Origin of the sequence: Nostoc sp. DedQUE07 (genome assembly GCF_034530975.2) — a bacterium.
Classification (GTDB): domain Bacteria; phylum Cyanobacteriota; class Cyanobacteriia; order Cyanobacteriales; family Nostocaceae; genus Nostoc.
Genome location: NZ_JAVRCC020000064.1, coordinates 20,105 through 40,456, shown reverse-complemented (window position 1 = coordinate 40,456; position 20,352 = coordinate 20,105). Strand labels below are relative to the sequence as shown.

Genomic DNA, 20,352 nt, shown 5'->3' with positions numbered 1-20,352 from the left:
CGAAGCGATCGCGCTTGAGCCAGTCGTCTAGAACGTCAAACCACCCTCTACTGGGGGCGCGTCCAACTGCGATGGTCATCGGACTTAAATCCTCTTTTTTTACTAAAATTGCAACGTTTCTAAGGTAGTACGGAAAGCCAATGTAACCGACTGCCGTGAGAAATTAACGTTTTTTTTGACAATCTCAACTGCTTTTAAGTAACTGAGATTCTGAGAGCTTACTGACTAGTTAAGTCATTATTTCTCAGGGTTATGACATTACACGTACCATCGGCTAGTAATCTAGCTTGTGGTAACTTAATGATTCTTAACTTATCACACTACTCAGGGTTTTTGCCTGATACGCAAAAGGAAATGAGCTATGAAACACGAACCTTATAAATAATATGAATATCAGAAATTTTACAATTTGACACAACTTTTCTCAGAAATCTAAAAAAATTTAATGTAGATGGAGGTAGGTAGATCGCTCATTTCAAGAGGTCAAAAAGAGGCAGGGAGAGGGTGGCAGGGAATAAGGGGGGCTGAAGGACAGGGAGAAAGAATTTTGATCGGCCATTGAGTAAAAAAATAGTACAACACTCCCTAAAAAATTATATCGGTAGCAGGAACATAGAAGGGCGCAGTTGAGTTTTTGTCAACGATGTTTGGTAAAATGCGGATAGTCACTTCGCTGCTACGGTCGTTGATACACCTCTGGAAAACCTATGTGAAACGTTAGACAAGGAGAAAGGAAGTTGGCATATCTTGACTAATACAAATAGCCTAAGTGGTTTGTCCCGTAGTACAAGTAAGCCGACATTATCCGGGACAGTAAAATTTGTAAGGTACAAAGTGAAAAATTTATAGTCTGCGGCAGGGTTCCCGTGGATTTCAAACATAGCTCTCCGTGCCTCCTAAGCAATAGCCGGATTGGCACAGGAACCCACCACTCTATGCAAGAGCATTCAGTGTGCGAGTATGTGACAGCGAGTATCTCACGGGCAATGGTAGTTCAATGACGACATCAACAACGATTAACAAAGGCGATCGCCTCCTGCACCAAAATGTTCTCGGTTCTCGTCGGTTCAGTAACTACTGGTGGGCAACTATCGTTACCTTGGGAGCAAGCGGCTTTCTATTGGCTGGAATATCCAGTTATTTAAAAGTTAATTTACTCATAGTTTCCGATCCCACTCAACTGGTATTTGTCCCCCAAGGATTAGTAATGGGGTTATATGGTACCGCTGGCTTGCTATTAGCTACATACCTGTGGTTAGTGATTTTATTGGATGTTGGAGGCGGTTACAACGAATTCGATCGGGAAACTGGCGCAATCAAAATCTTCCGCTGGGGGTTTCCTGGTAAAAACCGCCGAATCCAGATTGATAGCCGCATAGAAGATGTCCAATCTGTATTAATAGACATAAAAGAAGGTCTTAACCCCCGTCGCGCCCTCTATCTACGCATTAAAGGACGGCGAGATATACCCTTAACACGGGTTGGACAACCGGTATCTTTAACAGAGTTGGAAACAGAAGGCGCAAAGTTAGCCCGCTTTTTGGGAGTATCACTAGAAGGACTTTAAGAAATTAGGGTAGAGGGTAGAGGTAACAGGGTACAGATTATTCCCTATTACCTGTCGCCTCTCCCCTAATCCCAATGCTCCTCAAAACGATAAGATACTTTGGTTAAATCGGTAACAGGCAATGCGGTTAAAAATTTCACAATTTTTGCTTTCTCTTGTGATTATCAGTGCCTTGATGTTGGGAGGATGTTCAACACAGCAAGTCGCTTCTAATAGCTCTTCTCCAAACTCGACTGCTACCTCGGCTACAACCGAGGCAAGCACCAAGACAACTACTGAAGCAACATCTGTATCTCAAACTATTAGTGAGAGTATTCCTGGAATAACAGATTTACCAAGACTAGAAGGCAAGGCTACTGTGGTAATCACGGTTAAAGGTTCGCCGATTACTATCGAAGTAAATGGCACTGATGCCCCTATTACAGCCGGCAACTTTGTAGATTTAGTGCAAAAGGGTGTGTACGATGGTTTAGCTTTCCATCGAGTTGTACGCGAACCCCAACCCTTTGTAGTTCAAGGGGGCGATCCCAAAAGCAAAGACCCGAAAGTTCCAGCAGATCAACTAGGAACTGGTAGCTATATTGACCCAAAAACGGGAAATGCTCGTTATATACCTTTAGAAGTTAAGCCAAAAGGTTCAGATACTCCGATTTACAATAAACCATTTGATGCTACTGCTCAACCCGTCGTATTGCCCCATAAACAGGGTGCAGTAGCAATGGCGCGATCGCAATCACCAGATTCAGCTTCTGCCCAGTTTTACTTTGCTTTAGCCGATCTAGCATTTTTGGATGGTAACTACGCCGTGTTTGGCAATGTCACTCAAGGCTTTGATGTAGTAAACAAAATTCAGCAAGGCGATCGCATTGACTCTGCTAAAGTCACTCAAGGTGCTGAAAACTTAAAAACGCCTGGACAGTAGGAGAAAGAGGCAGGGGAGCAGGGGAGCAGGGGGGCAAGGGAAAAACTCTTAACTCTTAACTCCTCACTTTTAACTCCTAACTCCTAAATTGGTCAAAATTGTTGTTACTGGTATTGGTTTAGTTTCTGCCTTGGGTGGAAGCTTAGAAGATAGCTGGCGAAATTTAATCGCTGGTAAATCTGGAATTCGGTTATATCAACCATTTCCAGAACTTACGCCACTTCCTCTAGGTTTGATTAATCAACAACCATCTGAGTTGACAAGGTTAACTCGGATGGTTGTTGCCTCTGCTTTACAAGATTCTGGGTTAGTTGCGCCTTTAGCTGATTGTGCTGTAGTCATTGGATCGAGTCGCTCTTATCAAGCGTCTTGGGAAATGCTGGCGCGGCAAATGTATAACGCGAATCATTTCCCGATTTCCTCTTTTGGAAATTGGCTAGATACATTACCTCATTTAAATGCGATCGCAGCAGCGCGACAAATTGGTGCATCTGGTATAGTTTTGGCACCAATGACAGCTTGTGCTACTGGAATTTGGTCTATTGCCCAAGCAGCTATGCTTATCCAAACTGGGCAATGTCAACAAGCGATCGCAGGTGCAGTGGAAGCACCGATTACACCTTTAACTTTAGCTGGGTTTCAGCAGATGGGTGCTTTGGCAAAAACTGGGGCTTATCCCTTTGATTTGCACAGAGAAGGCTTAGTCTTGGGCGAAGGCGCAGCTGTGTTTGTCTTAGAATCAGCAGAGTTTGCCAAGCAGCGTCAAGCAAAAGTGTATGGTGAAATTCTCGGTTTCGGCTTAACCAACGACGCATATCATAGTAATTCACCAGAACCCGAAGGGAAAAGTGCGATCGCTGCTATCAAACAATGTCTAGAACGTAGTCGTCTCTCACCAGGCGATATCGATTACATTCATGCTCATGGCACAGCTACCCAGCTAAATGACCAGATGGAGAGTATGGTAATCCAGCGTTTGTTTCCCCAAGGCGTGGCGGTTAGTTCCACCAAGGGAAGCACAGGTCATACACTAGGGGCATCTGGAGCTTTAGGTGTAGCTTTTTCTCTCATGGCGCTAAAGCATCAAATATTACCGCCTTGTTTAGGATTGCAGCAGCCAGAATTTGATTTAGATATTGTTACAGCCGCACGTCTAAGTAAAATTCGACAGGTATTATGTTTGAGTTTTGGCTTTGGGGGACAGAATGCTGCGATCGCATTAGCCAAGTGAAAACTTGTGGATTTAACTATCTGACCAACATAATATATTAATTTTTATTAAGACCCACACAGCTGCGCGCCTTTAAAAAAGGTGATTTTTGAATATTTTTACATATCAGAATATAAAATATAAAACTGTAACAAAAACTACAAAATATTTGTTTTCCCGAAAAAAAAGGATAAGCTTAAGTACAGATGATATCCGGTTCGTAAAGATACCGCGATTAGGAGAAAATTTATGATTTCAAAATCTTCGTTGCTGTCAGAACCTGCTTCTCCAGCGCATATATGCCCCTTTGACCAAGCCTGTAGTTACCTAGAAGCGGCAGCTAAAGAATTAAATTTAAATCAGGGTTTGCTAGAAATTCTCAGCCACCCGCGTAAGGTTGTCACAGTTTCCATTCCCGTGAAGCTAGATGATGGGGAAATCCAAGTTCTCGCGGGACATCGGGTACAGCACTCTGATGTTTTAGGCCCCTACAAGGGCGGAATTCGTTACCATCCGGCTGTGACACTGCGGGAAGTATCTGCTTTAGCAATGCTGATGACCTGGAAATGTGCCTTATTAGGTATTCCTTACGGTGGTGGAAAGGGTGGCATTGCTATAGATCCCAAACGCTACAGTGTTGGCGAATTAGAGCGAATCAGCCGCCGTTATATCAGCGAGTTGATTAAAGATATTGGGCCTTCCGTAGATATTCCTGCGCCAGATATGGGTACTTCTGCCCGTGAGATGGCTTGGATGATGGATACTTACTCGGTAAATGTTGGTCATGCTGTACCAGGAGTTGTAACTGGAAAACCCCTTTCGATTGGTGGTTCTCTGGGACGGGAAATGGCAACCGGACGTGGCACGATGATTATTGTCCGTGAGGCGCTAGCAGATCGAGGTAAATCCTTAGCAGGAGTGCGGGTAGCTATTCAGGGTTTCGGTAACGTCGGCTGTGCCGCAGCAGAATTACTACATGAAGCAGGCGCGAAAATTATCGCCGTTTCAACTGGTGCTGGGGGAATATTCTCTGAAGCTGGTCTTGATATTCCCAAATTAAAAGTCTACGCTGCTGAAAATCGCAAGAGTATTGTGGGTTTCCCGCAATCTGTACCAATTAGCAATGCAGATTTATTAACTTTACCCTGTGATGTCTTAATACCAGCAGCTTTAGAAAACCAAATCACTGAAGAAAATGTCAATCAGGTGCAGGCGCAAATTGTCGCAGAAGCAGCTAACGGCCCGGTTACTCTTGAGGCTAACTTGGCCTTAGAGGCGCGGGGTGTGACAGTGTTACCAGATATTTTGGCGAATGCTGGCGGTGTAGTAGTCAGTTATTTAGAGTGGGTACAGGGTCTTTCTTACGTATTTTGGGATGAGGAGCGCGTCAACCGCGAAATGGAACATTTGATGGTGCAAGCCTATCGCAAGGTGATTCATCAGTCGGAGGTACGGCAAATTTCTTTAAGATTAGCAGCTTACACGCTGGGGGTAGGTAGAGTGGCTCAGGCGTTGACTGACAGAGGTCTTTATCCTTAATATTTGGGTATAGACAGCAGTTTTTAATTGAATAGATAACATATAAGGGCACAACTATAATATTGTGCCCTTATATGTTATGAATAGTCGGTGTTTTTGTTAAGCGATCGCTACAACATAACTAGTGGTCTATCGCATTATCACTCGCCAGAAGGTGCAGCAGCGTGGATTAAGTCTGGCTTCTCGTCATTTGGAGGACGCTCAATAGTTTGATCTGATGTGGGACGTTGATGGCGATTGCTAGTTTGGATCTGCACAGGTTTACCCGTCTCAATTGACTGGTAAAGTGCTTGAATAATCGAAACATCAATCAACCCTTCCGTACCTGATGGTTCTGGATCTTTATCTTCGAGAATACAATCAGAGAAGTAGGTAAATTCAGCCGCTAGTTGGTCGCGATCTTCAAAAGTCCGCTCTTGAGTTTCACCATTAATTGTTAAGTAATGCTTGATTTCGCCCTGCCAAGGATATGCAGGTTCTACTCGTAAATCGCCTTGAGTACCTACAATCTGATAGGTTGAAACACTTGCTCCTCCAAAGCTACAGGTAAATGTTGCCAAACGCTCATTTGGGAAGCGCAAGATAACGCTAGCCATTTCTTCCACTTCGCTGAAGCGTTGTTCTCCGTTATTGGCAGCTACAGCCAATACTTCAATTGGTTCATCTTGAAAGAGGTAACGTGCAGCATTAATGCAGTAGATGCCAATATCATAGAGCGTGCCACCACCTGTAACATCTCGTAAACGAATATTGCCTTCTTCTACTTGCTGAGTAAAAACTGAGTTGAAAATTCGTGGTTCACCAATTTGCTTTGTACGCAAAATTTCAACTGCTTGTAAATTAGCTTCTTCTAAATGTAAGCGGTAGGCAATCATCAGCTTTACATTATTGTCATTGGCAGCTTTAATCATTGCCTCACACTCTTCTTCTGTTACTGCCATTGGCTTTTCACATAACACATGAATTGCCTGATTAGCAGCTCGCACAGTGTAGTCGCAATGCAAGTGATTAGGTAACGCAATATAAACTGCATCAATCTCGCCGCTTGCCAAACAGTCCTCATACTCTTCGTAGGAGTAAGTATGCTCAATACTATACTTTTTACTTAATTCTTCGTTTTTAGTGGGGTCATCTGAAACTAGTGCCACTAATTCTGAGTTTTCAGCCTGGGCAAAGGAAGGTAAGGCAGCTTGTTGGGCAAACCAACCTAAACCAACAACGGCATAACGAATTTTGTTCTTACCATTTGTAGCAGTCATTTTTCTACTCTTTGATGAAGGAATATTTTGGTAATTTTAATGCCCTAATTACGTGGAAATTATGGCTAACTATTTATGCAAACATTTGAAACAAGTGTATTCCTACATTGCTAATGCAGCTTCTACATTTGATGTCAACTTAGCTTTAATTTCTTGAAACTCTTGTCCCAATTCAGTTAGCTCTCGATCGCTCATACATTCGCGCACAGCATGAAAAATTTCGTTTTCTTCTTCCTTTACATGATGCTCAAGTGTTTCCTTCAATTCACTGATTTTTTCTCTAAATTCAGGGTTATTAGGCTTAAGCGACTTAATTTCTTCTAAAATAACTGAAATTTCTTCATGTTCTTCTTCAGCTTCTTCAACATATTTTTCAGTTTCTTCGTATTCTCGCAAAGCTGGGTATAAGACTAATTCTTCTGTTCTTGCATGTAAGATCAATTCTATATAGATTTGATTGAATTGCTCAATCAACTTTGCACCTTTAGCTTTTTCTGCTTCTGCAAAAAGTTTCTCAACTTGGCGATGCTCTGCTTCAATTAATGAAAGAATGTCTGTTGATTTAGCTTTAGTTTTAGCCATTTTACCTCAGTAATAATCGATTTATCAGACTGATATTTGGAGGTTAATGAATGGGAACTCGTATATTTTCAATGACTTGGGAAATGAAAACCTCATTCTTTGAGTAAGCTTTAATTTAGACTTAAGGAATATTTTCGGTATTGCACCTTGACTGAAATTCATAACCTCAGCATGATGGATGTTGAGTATGTAGCGTTAGCAACTCAAGGCTACAGCCCAAACCTCAAACACCAGTTGAAGATTCCCACACAGTAAACTACTAAATTGCTCTTGCACCTTAGAGGTTGTTTGAAAAGTGGTTGGCTGTGATTTTAGGCACTCACCAATCCCCCCTAGCCCCCCTTTTTAAGGGGGGAACCGGAATCAAAGTCCCCCAATTTATCGGGGGATTTAGGGGGATCTAGAACGTTTTGTTACCGAGAAGAAAACTTTTCAAACATACTCTTAGATAGACTCGATTTATTTTTGCTGAAACACCAAAGCTGACGTTGAAAGATGATTTGTAAAGAAAATCTTAAAGATACTCAACTCTTTGCTAAGTCTCAGTTTCAGCGAATAAGTGCTTTATTAACTTAAATTCCTAAAACCCCTATAAGACAAGTACTTTAGTTAAGTTATAAATTAGCTCTGAAATCTTTAGTGGTATAGGTCTTGAAAAAAACTAAGTTCTGCTTGTATTTGATGTTACAACAGAAATGACAATTAGTTACTTAGTATCTATGACAACTAACTTTCAGGAACAGGGATTATTGCTTCTGCGTCAAGCGCTTGATAACTCCACAGCCGATTTTCGCCCTGGACAGTGGGAAGCTATTGAAGAGTTACTCAAAGTGCGATCGTGGTTACTCGTTGTTCAACGCACTGGTTGGGGTAAAAGTCTAGTTTATTTTTTAGCAACTCGTTTACTACGAGATCGAGGTGCTGGTTTTACTCTTTTGATTTCGCCATTGCTAGCTTTGATGCGAAACCAAATTGCAGCAGCCCAACGCATTGGTGTAAAAGCCGAAACAATTAACTCCAGTAATACAGATAAATGGCCACTAATAGCAAGACAGTTGCTAGCAGGAGAAGTAGACATTCTGCTTATTTCTCCCGAAAGACTAGGTAATGAAGATTTTCGGGAAACAATTCTTTTGCCAGTATCTCAACGTATAGGTTTATTTGTTGTTGACGAAGCCCACTGTATCTCTGATTGGGGACATGATTTTCGCCCTGATTATCGCCGGATTGTCAGAATTTTACAAGCATTGCCGCAAAATATTCCTGTCTTAGCAACAACTGCTACAGCTAATAATCGAGTAGTCAATGATATTATTACTCAATTGGGTTCAAATCTGCGTGTTTCCAGAGGAAATTTAACCAGAGAAAGTTTGCATTTACAAAATATTTCTATCCCTAGTCCAGCAGCACGAATGGCATGGTTAGCTCAACAGATTCCTAACTTACCTGGAAGTGGCATTATTTACACATTAACTGTTAGAGATGCTGAACGAGTTGCTGATTGGTTAAAAACTCAAGGTATTAATGTTAAAGCATATCATAGTGATTTAGAGAATCAAATTCGTGTAGTATTAGAAGATGAGCTTTTGAATAATGAAATTAAAGCATTAGTAGCAACTACAGCATTAGTAATGGGTTTTGATAAACCAGATTTAGGCTTTGTAATTCATTATCAGCGTCCTGGCTCGGTTGTCCACTATTATCAGCAAGTAGGACGAGCAGGTAGAGCAGTAGAAAAAGCTTATGGAATTCTTCTGAACGGTGATGAAGATGATGATATTACTAACTACTTTATTAATACAGCCTTTCCTCCAGAGGTGCATATACAAAAGATTTTAAATATACTTAGCGAATCTGTAGACGGTTTTTCTGTTACCCAATTAGAGCAGCAAATGAATCTTTCACGAGGACAAATTGAGAAAGTTTTAAAACTACTATCAATGGAATTTCCTGCACCTATAACTAAGCAAGAATCAAAATGGTATTTGACCCCAGTTTCTTATCAAACTGACACTACAAAAATTGAGAAAATCACACAAAGTCGTCGCCAAGAGCAAGCTCGAATGTTGGAATATATGCAAAGTCAGGAATGCTTAATGACTTTTTTGGCCACAGAATTAGATGAGCCAGATCCAAAGTCTTGCGGTAAATGTGCTGTGTGCTTGAACAGACCATTATTAATAGACACTTGCTCAATTGAACTTGTAAATAAAGCAATTCAATATTTACGTCGCAGTAACCAAATCATTGAACCACGCAAAAAATGGCCATCAGAAGCATTGGTCAATTATCGCTTTTCAGGAAATATTAAAAATAATTTACAAGCAGAAGCGGGAAGGGCATTATCTCTATGGGGTGATGCAGGTTGGGGAGAATTAGTCAAGCAGGGTAAATATCAAGATAATCATTTTGACGATGCACTTGTGCAGGGTGCTTTTGAGATGATTCAACATTGGCAACCACAACCCTTTCCGACTTGGGTAACTTGTGTACCTTCGCTGAATCATGCAGAACTTGTACCAAATTTTGCTCAACGACTAGCACAAAAATTAGGCTTACCCTTCATGCCAATTGTGCAGAAAGTTCACCAAACTGAGTTACAAAAAAAGATGAGCAACAGTTACCAACAAGCTCATAATTTGGATGGTGCTTTTGCTGTTGATTCCTGGAAAGGAATGAGTGGTTCTGTTTTCTTGGTTGATGATATAGTTGATTCCCGTTGGACTTTTACTGTAATTGCAGCACTTTTGCGTGCTAACAGTGGAGTGGTTTTTCTTGTAGCATTGGCACTCAATTCATTAGGTCAAGGGGATTAAAAAATCATGTTAACTCATATCCTGCAACCAGATACTCAAGCAATTTTGCTGTTGTGTGCCAGCTTTGGTCAAAATCGGCAAATTGAACCACAACCCTTGACTCTGAGTGAATATAATTCTTTAACAGACTGGTTGCGGGAAAATCAGATGCGACCATCAGATTTACTAGAATCTACAACCAGAGAACAGTTACAAAAATTACTGTAAATAAACTTAACCCTGAAAGGCTTTCAGCTTTACTAGAACGGGGTATGATGCTGAGTCTAGCGGTTGAGAAGTGGACTAATCAGGGATTGTGGGTGCTGGGACGAAGTGACACAAACTATCCTAAACGTCTTAAGCAAAGGCTGAGACATTCAGCACCGGCAATTCTTTATGGGATTGGCAATGTAGAATTGCTATCTATGGGAGGACTAGCAATTATCGGTTCTCGTGATGTTGATGACAAGATATTTGGCTACACACGAAGAGTTGCACAAAATATCGCTGTACAAAGAATGCAGGTAATTTCCGGTGGGGCGCGAGGCGTAGATCAAGCCGCAATGCTGGCTGTGTTGGATGCAGGAGGCACATCTGTAGGTGTACTGGCGGATAGTTTGACTAAGGCAGCAGTGAACAGCAAGTATCGCTCCAGTATTAAAGAGGGTAGGCTTACTTTGCTTTCTAGTTATGACCCTGAAGCTGGTTTCAATACGGGTAATGCGATGGGGCGAAACAAATATATTTATGCTTTAGCAGATTATGCCTTAGTAGTCAGTTCATCTTTTGGCAAAGGTGGTACTTGGGCGGGTGCAGTGGAAGCGCTTTCCCGACTCCAAGATATCCCAGTTTTTGTCCGATTGGATGGGGCTATATCAGAAGGTAATCAGCAATTATACAATCAGGGTGCAAAACCTTTTCCGGCTGAACCCTGGAATGATTCGTTAAGGGAACTTTTAGTAAAAGCGGCTTCTTCGATTGAAGCAGTACAAACTGTAAAAAAAATACCTCAAGAGACTGTTTTGGATATTCACTCACAAGATATTTACCAAGCTGTTTTACCTATCATCTTGAATCATTTACAGCAACCGAAGGATGCAAAATCTTTGGCGGAATGTTTGAATGTTAGACTATCTCAAATGCAGGATTGGTTAAATAAGGCTGTGAATGAAGGTATGGTGAGAAAAATAAACAAACCAGTCACTTATGTAATCAATCAACCAACAACTCAACTTTCTTTATTATGATGGTGTAACAGGAGGGTAGTTTTATTTTGGTAAAGGTAAAAATATTGAGCTAGAGTCAAAGATTACAAGCAATTTTGCATAGAAGCTTAATTGAGCTAAATTAAAAAAATAGTAGAAGTTTAGCTAGTTTATGGTAAAACCAATAATCCAATCAGCAACTCAAACCTTATACGACGAAGATTATTATCTATGGCTGATGACAACTATAAACCAACTTCGCACTGGTCAGTTTTCATCTGTGGATTTAGATAATTTGTTAGAAGAATTAGAAACTATGGGTAGAAGGGAGAAGCGAACAATTGAAAGTTTATTAATTAAGCTTCTTGAACATTTACTAAAACTCAAGTGTTGGGATAAAGAACGAGAACGTAATCAAGGACATTGGAAAGGAGAAATCAGGACTTTTCGCAGAGAGATTAAAAAAGCTCTGAAAGATAGTCCTAGTCTTAAACCTTACATTTTAGAAATATTTGATGAATGTTATCAGGATGCAAAGATAGAAGCTAGCGATCGCTCTCAACTTGCCATTGACATATTTCCCTCTATACCCATTGGTTCTTTAGAACAAATCTTAGATGAAAACTGGTTTCCTGAATATAACCACAATCATCATGGTAAACCCGATTAAAATGAATACGCAACTTGGGTTTCCATAGGAGTATGCAGACGTGCAGCCGGATTTAATAGGCTTGGAAATTAGTAAGGGTGAACTAAGACGTTTGACTGGGTTCGATCCAGAAGACGTTTTTCGACCCTCTGTTCTGCGAGATGGCAAAAAGCGATTAGGGTTTTTTATCAGTGAAATGCTGGTGACGCTGGCGCTAACGCCAATAATTGTGGGCTTTGTTTACGCGTTTATTATTCTGCCAACTATTGGTTCTTCAGTTCGACTAGGAATTCTTTTACTAATTTTAGTGCCAATGCCGATATTAGTGGGACGATGGCTATGGCGACAATTAACCTGTCCTGAAGGACTGACAATACTTTTAGATGAAGTTGATAAATATCATGACCTGGTTGCTGCCATCGATATTAATGACCAATTGGCAGCATCAGGAAACGTAGAAAGCAGCATCCATGACCGAGATAAAGTAACCTCCGCCTTGCAACTAATTAGAGAAGATTTAGTCCGCGCTCTGAAAACGGAACGAATTTTGCGAGATAATAAAAAATTGCTTGCTAATAACCAAGAGTTATTTGTGAATAATTTAGCGAGTCTGCGAGCTTTACAAGTTAGTAGTCAAGCAGGCGAATACGCTCAACTGTTAAATCAATCATTGCAAATTGCGATCGATGTGCAAGCAGAAATCAGAAAATTGCAGAAAGGCTAATGAGAATGTTTGTAAAAGCGGTTACACGAGAATTTACCTGCCTCCACAGGTTAGAAAACCCTTGATTTTAGATTAGTTCACGGAGGTGGACTTTGCTTATGTAGTAGCGACTTCTAGTCGCCCAAAACTTTCCCAGAAAACAATCGCCCCGTTGACTGAAATGAGCAACAAACCCAAAATAATTGTTCTGGATGATGACCCTACAGGTTCTCAAACAGTCCACAGCTGCTTGCTGCTGATGCATTGGGATGTGGAGACTTTACGCCGTGGGTTGCAGGATGATTCGCCGATTTTCTTTGTGCTGACTAATACTAGAGCGCTAACGCCAGAGTCAGCTGCATCTGTCACCAAAGAAGTTTGCCACAACCTGAAAATCGCTTTGAAGGCTGAAGGAATTGACGATTTTTTAGTTGTCAGCCGTTCTGATTCTACTTTGCGGGGACATTATCCGATTGAAACAGATGCGATCGCCCAAGAACTCGGGCCCTTTGATGCTCATTTTCTCGTACCAGCATTTTTTGAAGGTGGACGCATCACCCGTGACAGTGTGCATTACTTGATGATTGCTGGCGTACCCACTCCAGTCCATGAAACCGAATTTGCCCGTGATTCAGTCTTCAGCTACCATCACAGTTACTTACCCAAGTACGTCGAAGAAAAGACTCAAGGACGAATTAGGGCCGAAGCTGTAGAAAGGTTTCTCCTCGCCGATATTCGCGCTGGTAGTTTGGAACGATTGTTACAACTTCATGGTAATCAGTGCGCTGTCGTCGATGGTGAAACTCAAGACGATCTCAACCGCTTTGCAGTAGATATATTAGCAGCCGCCAGTCAAGGGAAACGCTTTCTATTTCGCAGTGCCGCAAGTATTTTAACGGCTTTAGCCGCTTTACCTCCCCAACCCATTGCTGCCGAAAAGATGGCTCAGTACGTGCGCCAAGGCAAACAAGGCGCGGTGATTGTAGGTTCCCATGTGAAAAAGACTACCCAGCAATTAGAGGCGCTGTTGCAAGTAGAGGGAACTGTCGGAATCGAAGTGAATGTAGCGCGATTACTTGATGATGCAAATCAATCTGCGGCATTGCTAACTGAAATTCAAGAAAGTACACAAGCGGCAAACAAAGCTGGCAAAACACCAGTGGTTTATACTAGCCGTCAGGAACTGAATTTTAAAGATGTCAAGACACGATTGGAGTTTGGGGAAAAAGTTTCAGGTTTATTGATGGATATTGTACGTAGTTTACCATCTGATATAGGATTCTTAATCAGCAAGGGTGGTATTACTTCTAATGATGTTTTGAGTACTGGACTAGCTTTAACTTCAGCCCGTTTACTGGGTCAAATTTTAGCTGGTTGTTCAATGGTGTTAACGCCATCCGATCATCCTCAGTTTCCTGATTTACCTGTGGTGCTGTTTCCAGGTAACGTTGGCGATGCTGATGCCTTGGGGACAGTTTATCAGAGGTTGACCGTGCAAATTTGAGATTTGAGATTTTAGATTAAAGAGTCTTTTGGTTAATGTCGGACTAATATCCCGCTACGCCAACACCCCTTTTCCGTGACACAAATCCAAAATCCAAGTTGCGCTATCAGCGCACCAAAGGTGCGACCCAAAATTTAAAATCTGTTGTCTTTTGGCTAGTACTGCATGACTTCTGATTCTACGATTCCCAATCTAAAGTCAAATTCTGCACTTCCTAATGCAGAATCAAACTCTATACTTTCCGAGGTAGAGGTAAATTCTACTGTTTCTGATGTAGAGTCAGATTCTATCCTCCCGGATGCTGAGTTAAAATCTGTCCTCCTTTATTTAAAATCAGATACTGTTCTTGGGGATGTAGAGTCAAATCCTGCTGACCCAGATGTAGAGTCAAATACTGATGCCGGATCGGATTTTATCCTAACTGATTTAAATCCCAATGAGTTAGCATTACCAGGGCATCGTGCAAATGATAATACTCAAGTCCAGTTAAGAAGTAAGGAGGGAAGACTTTTATTAATTTTGCCCTCAGAATCTCAAGTATCTGCCTCAGAACTCACTTGGTCAGATATTTGGCAACAAATCAGGCAACGTCTGAGTGCAGGCGATCGCTTCCGCGTCTCTAATACACCTGTGCATTTAATGGCACAAGACCGTTTGGTAGATACCAGACAACTCCAAGAACTCGCTGAGGCTTTGAACGATGTCCAACTCCGGCTGATATCTGTCTCGACGAGTCGGCGGCAAACTGCGATCGCTGCCGTGACTTCTGGGTATTCAGTAGAACAATTACAGCCCGTAACTTCCCTGAGTTCCGAGCCAACAGCTACAGCGATCCCCCAAGAAGATGCCCTCTATTTAGAAATGACAGTCCGCTCTGGAGTAGAAATTCGTCATCGTGGGACAGTAATTCTCTTGGGAGATTTAAATCCAGGTGGTATTGTAATTGCAGATGGAGATATTATTATCTGGGGTCGTCTGCGTGGAATCGCTCATGCTGGGGCTGGAGGCAATAGTGAGTGTCTGATTATGGCCTTGCAAATGGAACCAACCCAACTGCGGATCGCAGATGCTGTAGCTAGAGCACCAGAAAAACCGCCAATGCAGTTTTTTCCAGAGGTGGCACATATTACGCCCCAAGGAATTCGTATCGCTAGGGCAACTGATTTTTCCAGAAACCAATTCACCAAGAGCAATTAAGAACCATAAATATTTACTTAAAGAATGAAGTATATAAGTAAAGATGAAATAAAACAAATATTCATGCCTCACCCAGATCGGGGAGAACAGATATTTCTTCATACTTGATACGATACTTCATACTTTATACTGCAATTTACTGTTTTATATTTCCTGAACCCTCATTGACCGCATTTCTATCATGACTCGCATTATTGTGATTACCTCCGGTAAAGGAGGAGTGGGTAAAACCACAGTTTCAGCAAATTTGGGTATGGCTTTAGCCAAAATGGGGCGTCAAGTTGCTTTGGTTGATGCGGATTTTGGTCTGAGAAATTTGGATTTGCTGTTAGGGCTGGAAAACCGCATTGTTTATACTGCGGTAGAAGTCTTAGCCAGAGAATGCCGTTTAGAACAAGCCTTGGTGAAAGATAAGCGCCAACCCAATCTCGTACTCCTGCCGGCAGCCCAAAATCGCTCCAAAGATGCAGTCACACCCGAACAGATGAAGTTATTGGTGAATGCACTAGCGCAAAAATATCAGTATGTGATTATTGATAGCCCTGCCGGGATTGAAAATGGGTTTAAAAATGCGATCGGCCCGGCCAAAGAAGCGCTAATTGTTAGCACACCAGAAATTTCCTCAGTTCGCGATGCGGATCGGGTAGTAGGGTTACTAGAAGCACAAGGTATCAAGCGTGTTCATTTAATAATTAACCGCATCAGACCCGCAATGGTGCAGGCAAATGATATGATGTCAGTGCAAGATGTTCAGGAACTTCTCGCCATTCCCCTGATCGGGGTAATCCCTGACGACGAGCGTGTTATTGTATCTACCAATCGCGGCGAACCCTTAGTGTTAGCAGAAAATCCCTCTTTAGCTGCCACAGCCTTTGAAAACATTGCTCGTAGATTAGAAGGGGAAAGTGTCGAATTTCTGGAGATCGACTCGTCCCAAGACAGCATCTTCGCCCGGATACGAAGGTTGTTCAGGACAAAGATTGTCTAACTTACTTTTCCAGTCTCCGCGCCAGACCTATTCGTAATGATTGAACTTCTAGAAAAACTTTTTTTTCGCGGCCCTGATAGCAGTCGAACTCAAGTTAAACGTCGCCTGCAATTGGTGATTGCTCACGATCGCGCTGATATAGACCCTCAAACGTTGGAAAAAATGCGGAAAGAAATCCTAGATGTAGTCTGTCGCTATGTTGAAGTTGAGACAGAGGGCTTGGAGTTCTCCTTAGAAAGCAACCAACGAACCACAGCTTTAATTGCTAATTTGCCCATCCGCCGAGTCAAAGGTGCCATACCTGAATGGGAAAGAGGTGACAAGTCTCTGTAGTTATAATTTTAAGTATTTTTATTTAGGTTAATAGTTGTAGAGAGATTGCCCAGCCGGAGAGTGGCAGAAGAGGGATATTGTATGATAACAAAACCCCGCTTTATTTTTTTAAAAAGCGTGGTTTTAAATTAATACCGATCTTTACTTAAGCGATGTTATGAGTCAAATTAATCTTGACAATGACATCGTTGTAATCCTTGTCGCCGCCACCAGAGAGATCCTCAAAACCAAAGATATTATCACCTAACATCTTGACATGCTGAGTCTTGTCAGCATTGGCACCCAAGAAAGTGAAGTAAACTGTTGGGTCATTGCTAGAATTGCTGTCTAACAAAGCATTAACTCCACTATCGACAATCAAAAATGGCACATAAATACTGCCGCCTTGAAAGTTGCCATTGTAGTTTCCCGTACCTTGATTACCTACCGATAAGGCAATATCACTCACCCTTTCGTTAATTGCAGCTTGTACATAACCCGCTTGTCCAGGGAGAATGTCTGCTGTGCCATCACCATTAGTATCAATGCCACCATCAGTATCAGTGACTTTATAAAAACCAACAAAGTTGTTGTAAGATGCTTCGCGGTTAACAATGAAAGTCCCACTAATCAAGCTGTCAGTGGCGAAATTCCGCAAATCCAGGGCTTCGCCTTCTGATTTTCCTTGCAAAGATGTACCGATGGGTAATTGTTCATCAGTTTGTTGAATATTCACTTGCAAGTCATCAAAAACGGAATCGCCACGGGAACCATCTTTCCACCCTAAAGTGAAGCCACCTTCGTTTTCGGAAGTGATTTTTTGGGTAGTTGTGTCCGAGAAGATAATGTTACCTTGAGACTTCAAATAAAAGCGTAGTTGTGTACCACCCTGCAAATCGAGGATGCGGCTGAGGTCTTCTGGATTAAAGCCTGTGGGGTTGTTGGCGAGAACTGAGAAGATGATTTTGGCTCTAGAGAGGGCTTTTTCTTGATAACCTGCGGCATCTGGTGCAATGCCGTCAATAGTGCCAAGGCTGTCATCAACACTGAAGACACCGATTTCGTTGACTAATTTAGAACTGTGTCCTTTAATTTTGATTTTAATATTGACTTTGGTGAACTCGCTGGCATCGATTTCAAAGATATCATTGATGCTATTAATTAACTTGATATCAACTACGGGAGTGGGAGGTGTTTCATTAACATCAGTAATCTTGATGGTGAAAGCTTTTTCGTAGGATAAATTAGTTTGATCTGTGATGCGGACACGGATGCTGTAACTAGACTTAGCTTCAAAGTCTGGGGAAGCATTAATTAGCAGTTGATTGCCGTTAATCGTGAAGGAATCATTATCAGTGCTGCCAGTCCCAGAGACTAAGCTGTAGGTAATGGTGTCCTCTGGGTCTGGGTCAACGCCGCTGAAAGTGCCAATGGCGGTATTAGTTGGGCTATTTTCTGCAACGATTAGTCCAATGGTGTCAAAGGGAGAGGAAATGTTGATTACACCAGAAGCAAGTTGACTACTGACTAAACTGCTATCTCCTCCATACTCACTATTGCCCCAAGTGACGACAGAACCATCTGATTTCAACGCCGCAAAGCCAAAATCTGTTGAAAAGATACTGGTGACACCAGAGGTAAGTTGACTACTGACTGAACTGCTATCTCCTCCATAGTAATTCTCGCCCCAAGTAACGACAGAACCATCTGATTTCAACGCCGCAAAGGCAGTACGTGTAGAAAAGATATTGGTAACACCAGAGGCAAGTTGACTACTGACTGTACTGCTATCTCCTCCTTTAGTGTTATAGCCCCAAGTAACGACAGAACCATCTGATTTCAACGCTGCAAAGGCAGAATCTGTCGAAAAGATATTGGTGACACCAGAGGCAAGTTGACTACTGACTGTACTGCTATCTCCTCCTTGGGGACTATAGCCCCAGGTGACGACAGAACCATCTGATTTCAACGCTGCAAAGGCAGAATCTGTCGAAAAGATATTGGTGACACCAGAGGCAAGTTGACTACTGACTGTACTGCTATCTCCTCCATTGGTACTATAGCCCCAAGTGACGACAGAACCATCTTTTTTCAACGCCGCAAAGGCAGAATCTGCCGAAAAGATATTGGTGACACCAGAAGCAAGTTGTTGGCTACTGACTGGAATGTTAGCTTCTCCATAGTCAATAAGGCCCCAAGTGATGACAGAACCATCTGATTTCAACGCTGCAAAGGCAGAATCTGTCGAAAATATATTGATGACACCAGAGGCAAGTTGACTACTGACTGTACTGCTATCTCCTCCATTGGAAGGAAAACCCCAAGTGACGACAGAACCATCTGATTTCAACGCCGCAAAGGCAGTATCTGTCGAAAAGATATTGGTGACACCAGAGGCAAGTTGACTACTGACTGTACTGCTATCTCCTCCATTGGTACTATAGCCCCAAGTGACGACAGAACCATCTGATTTCAATGCTGCAAAGGCAATATGTGTAGAAAAGATATTGGTGACACCAGAGGTAAGTTGGCTGCTGACTGCACTGCTATTTCCTCCAAAGCCACTATCGCCCCAAGTGACGACAGAACCATCTTCTTTCAATGCTGCAAAGGCATAATATGTAGAAGAAATGTTGGTGACACCAGAGGCAAGTTGGCCAGTGACTGAACTGCTATCTCCTCCATAAGTACTATTACCCCAAGTAACGACAGAACCATCTTCTTTCAATGCCGCAAAGGCAAAAAGCTGTTTATAGGTATGACCATCTGTGATCCCACTTCTTTGTCCGCTTGGTTCTCGTAATAACTGCGTGTTACTGGTGGAGTTGAGATTAAGAGCTATTGGGGAAGCTAACACACCTGGATATTTTGCTAACCCATTTGCTGTCAAAGGCGGCTTCATTTTCCCTCGGTCTGATTGAATATCCAGTTGCCAGCTTCCGCCTTGAGTTGGTGCGCCAACTTTACCAGCAGCGGCAAATATTTCTGCTTTCGTCAACTGCGCCAATTCGCTAATAAACTCGGCATCTTTGCCGACTTGGCAACTGTAGAGGGCAATTTCGGCAACGTTCCACTGCTGCAATAATTGGGCTTGTTTTTTGATTTCTTGGCGATTGATTGGCAATGCCCCAATTTGCAAGACTCCGGGGGTTCCGTGGGCGACAATGGCTAACCGTTTTGCTTTTGTTTGTGCTATTAAGTTTGTAATCACTACCAGTGCATCGTCTTCGAGTGTGAGAGTATAACCCAAAGCTTTAGGTGACAAGGCAGCATAAAGAATCTCAAGATCCTCAACACGGCTGTCAAAGATTACCAATGCTTCACACTCAATCAATCTTAGTTGTAGCTGTTGATACTTGTAAATTCGATCTAAATTAGAATTATACCCAATGCTGAAGTTAGGTTGAGGAGCTAATGATACTGTTGTCATAGTTTGTTTCTATTCCTATAAATTACTGACCAGCTAAAAGCTTGCTTAATTCGATATTTTTGAATGGGGCGCACCAGGTATTTCTATCTTGTTGTTATGAACAATAATTGCAGTTTATTTCTGCCTTCAATTCACTGTATAATTGATAACTCTTTCTCTTAATGGATATAAAATATTATATTATTTATTGAAAGAATAAAGCAAAAGTAAAAAGTTAAAAAGCACTCATAAAAAACTATAAAAAATGGTTACAAGTCCCTAAATTTATGGAACAAAATAAAAACATTTATTTGGAGATGGGTTGTACAATAAATAATCTGTCCGTGATTATTTTCCCTAAATTTATTTATAAGGATTAAGTAGGTGGGCGTAAATATTTGTTGTTGGGATAAGGCAAAAGGCAGTAGAGAAGAGAATTTTTGCCTCGTTCATTTTTGTTAATATAGTTTGGTTTTATTCTGCCGACCTACTTATCTATTTACTTTTTACT

16 protein-coding genes are annotated in these 20,352 nt (G+C 41.8%); 13 read left to right on the top strand and 3 right to left on the bottom strand.

Going from position 1 to position 20,352, the window contains the following annotated elements:
- Positions 1–997 precede the first annotated feature (997 nt).
- The 4 genes from RMZ95_RS30065 to RMZ95_RS30050 all read left to right on the top strand — a co-directional run bounded on the left by RMZ95_RS30065 (position 998) and on the right by RMZ95_RS30050 (position 5,238).
- The gene (locus RMZ95_RS30065) at positions 998–1,567 is read left to right on the top strand and encodes a photosystem I assembly protein Ycf4 (RefSeq protein ID WP_322667183.1); all 570 of its coding nucleotides are present in this window, start codon (positions 998–1,000) and stop codon (positions 1,565–1,567) included.
- Between the two features lie 121 nt (positions 1,568–1,688).
- Positions 1,689–2,489 carry a peptidylprolyl isomerase gene (locus RMZ95_RS30060; RefSeq protein WP_322685174.1) on the top strand — a complete coding sequence of 267 codons (801 nt, stop codon included), beginning with the start codon at positions 1,689–1,691 and terminating at the stop codon, positions 2,487–2,489.
- 88 nt (positions 2,490–2,577) lie between these two features.
- Positions 2,578–3,720 (top strand): beta-ketoacyl-ACP synthase, encoded by a 1,143-nt coding sequence (locus tag RMZ95_RS30055; protein WP_322685173.1) that lies wholly within the window; start codon positions 2,578–2,580, stop codon positions 3,718–3,720.
- A gap of 228 nt (positions 3,721–3,948) precedes the next feature.
- Complete coding sequence (locus RMZ95_RS30050; protein ID WP_322685172.1) at positions 3,949–5,238, top strand: Glu/Leu/Phe/Val dehydrogenase; 1,290 nt, start codon at positions 3,949–3,951, stop codon at positions 5,236–5,238.
- A 140-nt stretch (positions 5,239–5,378) separates the two neighbouring features.
- On the opposite strand, the gene RMZ95_RS30045 is transcribed toward RMZ95_RS30050, so the two are convergent.
- Positions 5,379–6,497, bottom strand: coding sequence for a Gfo/Idh/MocA family oxidoreductase (locus RMZ95_RS30045; RefSeq protein WP_322685171.1), 1,119 nt, complete (start codon positions 6,495–6,497; stop codon positions 5,379–5,381).
- Between the two features lie 102 nt (positions 6,498–6,599).
- Positions 6,600–7,079 (bottom strand): hemerythrin domain-containing protein, encoded by a 480-nt coding sequence (locus RMZ95_RS30040; protein ID WP_322685170.1) that lies wholly within the window; start codon positions 7,077–7,079, stop codon positions 6,600–6,602.
- Between the two features lie 695 nt (positions 7,080–7,774).
- Between RMZ95_RS30040 and RMZ95_RS30035 the strand changes: the two genes are divergently transcribed.
- From RMZ95_RS30035 to minE, 9 genes are all read left to right on the top strand, one after another.
- On the top strand, positions 7,775–9,895 hold the full coding sequence (locus tag RMZ95_RS30035; RefSeq protein WP_322685169.1) for a RecQ family ATP-dependent DNA helicase: 2,121 nt from the start codon (positions 7,775–7,777) through the stop codon (positions 9,893–9,895).
- 6 nt (positions 9,896–9,901) lie between these two features.
- On the top strand, positions 9,902–10,102 hold the full coding sequence (locus RMZ95_RS30030; RefSeq protein WP_322685168.1) for a hypothetical protein: 201 nt from the start codon (positions 9,902–9,904) through the stop codon (positions 10,100–10,102).
- Between the two features lie 44 nt (positions 10,103–10,146).
- The gene (locus RMZ95_RS30025; RefSeq protein WP_322685167.1) at positions 10,147–11,121 is read left to right on the top strand and encodes a DNA-processing protein DprA; all 975 of its coding nucleotides are present in this window, start codon (positions 10,147–10,149) and stop codon (positions 11,119–11,121) included.
- Positions 11,122–11,251: 130 nt separating this feature from the next.
- Complete coding sequence (locus RMZ95_RS30020; protein WP_322685166.1) at positions 11,252–11,749, top strand: DUF29 domain-containing protein; 498 nt, start codon at positions 11,252–11,254, stop codon at positions 11,747–11,749.
- Positions 11,750–11,789: 40 nt separating this feature from the next.
- A complete protein-coding gene (locus RMZ95_RS30015; RefSeq protein ID WP_322674877.1) occupies positions 11,790–12,452 on the top strand; it encodes a hypothetical protein in 663 nt (220 codons plus the stop codon).
- Between the two features lie 160 nt (positions 12,453–12,612).
- A complete protein-coding gene (locus RMZ95_RS30010; protein WP_322685165.1) occupies positions 12,613–13,935 on the top strand; it encodes a four-carbon acid sugar kinase family protein in 1,323 nt (440 codons plus the stop codon).
- A gap of 165 nt (positions 13,936–14,100) precedes the next feature.
- The gene (gene minC, locus RMZ95_RS30005; RefSeq protein WP_322685164.1) at positions 14,101–15,132 is read left to right on the top strand and encodes a septum site-determining protein MinC; all 1,032 of its coding nucleotides are present in this window, start codon (positions 14,101–14,103) and stop codon (positions 15,130–15,132) included.
- Between the two features lie 181 nt (positions 15,133–15,313).
- Entirely contained in the window at positions 15,314–16,120 is an 807-nt protein-coding gene (minD, locus tag RMZ95_RS30000) for a septum site-determining protein MinD (RefSeq protein WP_109012001.1), read from the top strand.
- A gap of 36 nt (positions 16,121–16,156) precedes the next feature.
- The gene (gene minE / locus RMZ95_RS29995) at positions 16,157–16,453 is read left to right on the top strand and encodes a cell division topological specificity factor MinE (protein ID WP_322674880.1); all 297 of its coding nucleotides are present in this window, start codon (positions 16,157–16,159) and stop codon (positions 16,451–16,453) included.
- Positions 16,454–16,598: 145 nt separating this feature from the next.
- Here the strand turns inward: minE and RMZ95_RS29990 are convergent, their stop codons facing one another.
- Positions 16,599–19,862 (bottom strand): DUF4347 domain-containing protein, encoded by a 3,264-nt coding sequence (locus RMZ95_RS29990; RefSeq protein WP_409884131.1) that lies wholly within the window; start codon positions 19,860–19,862, stop codon positions 16,599–16,601.
- Between the last annotated feature and the right edge of the window lie 490 nt (positions 19,863–20,352).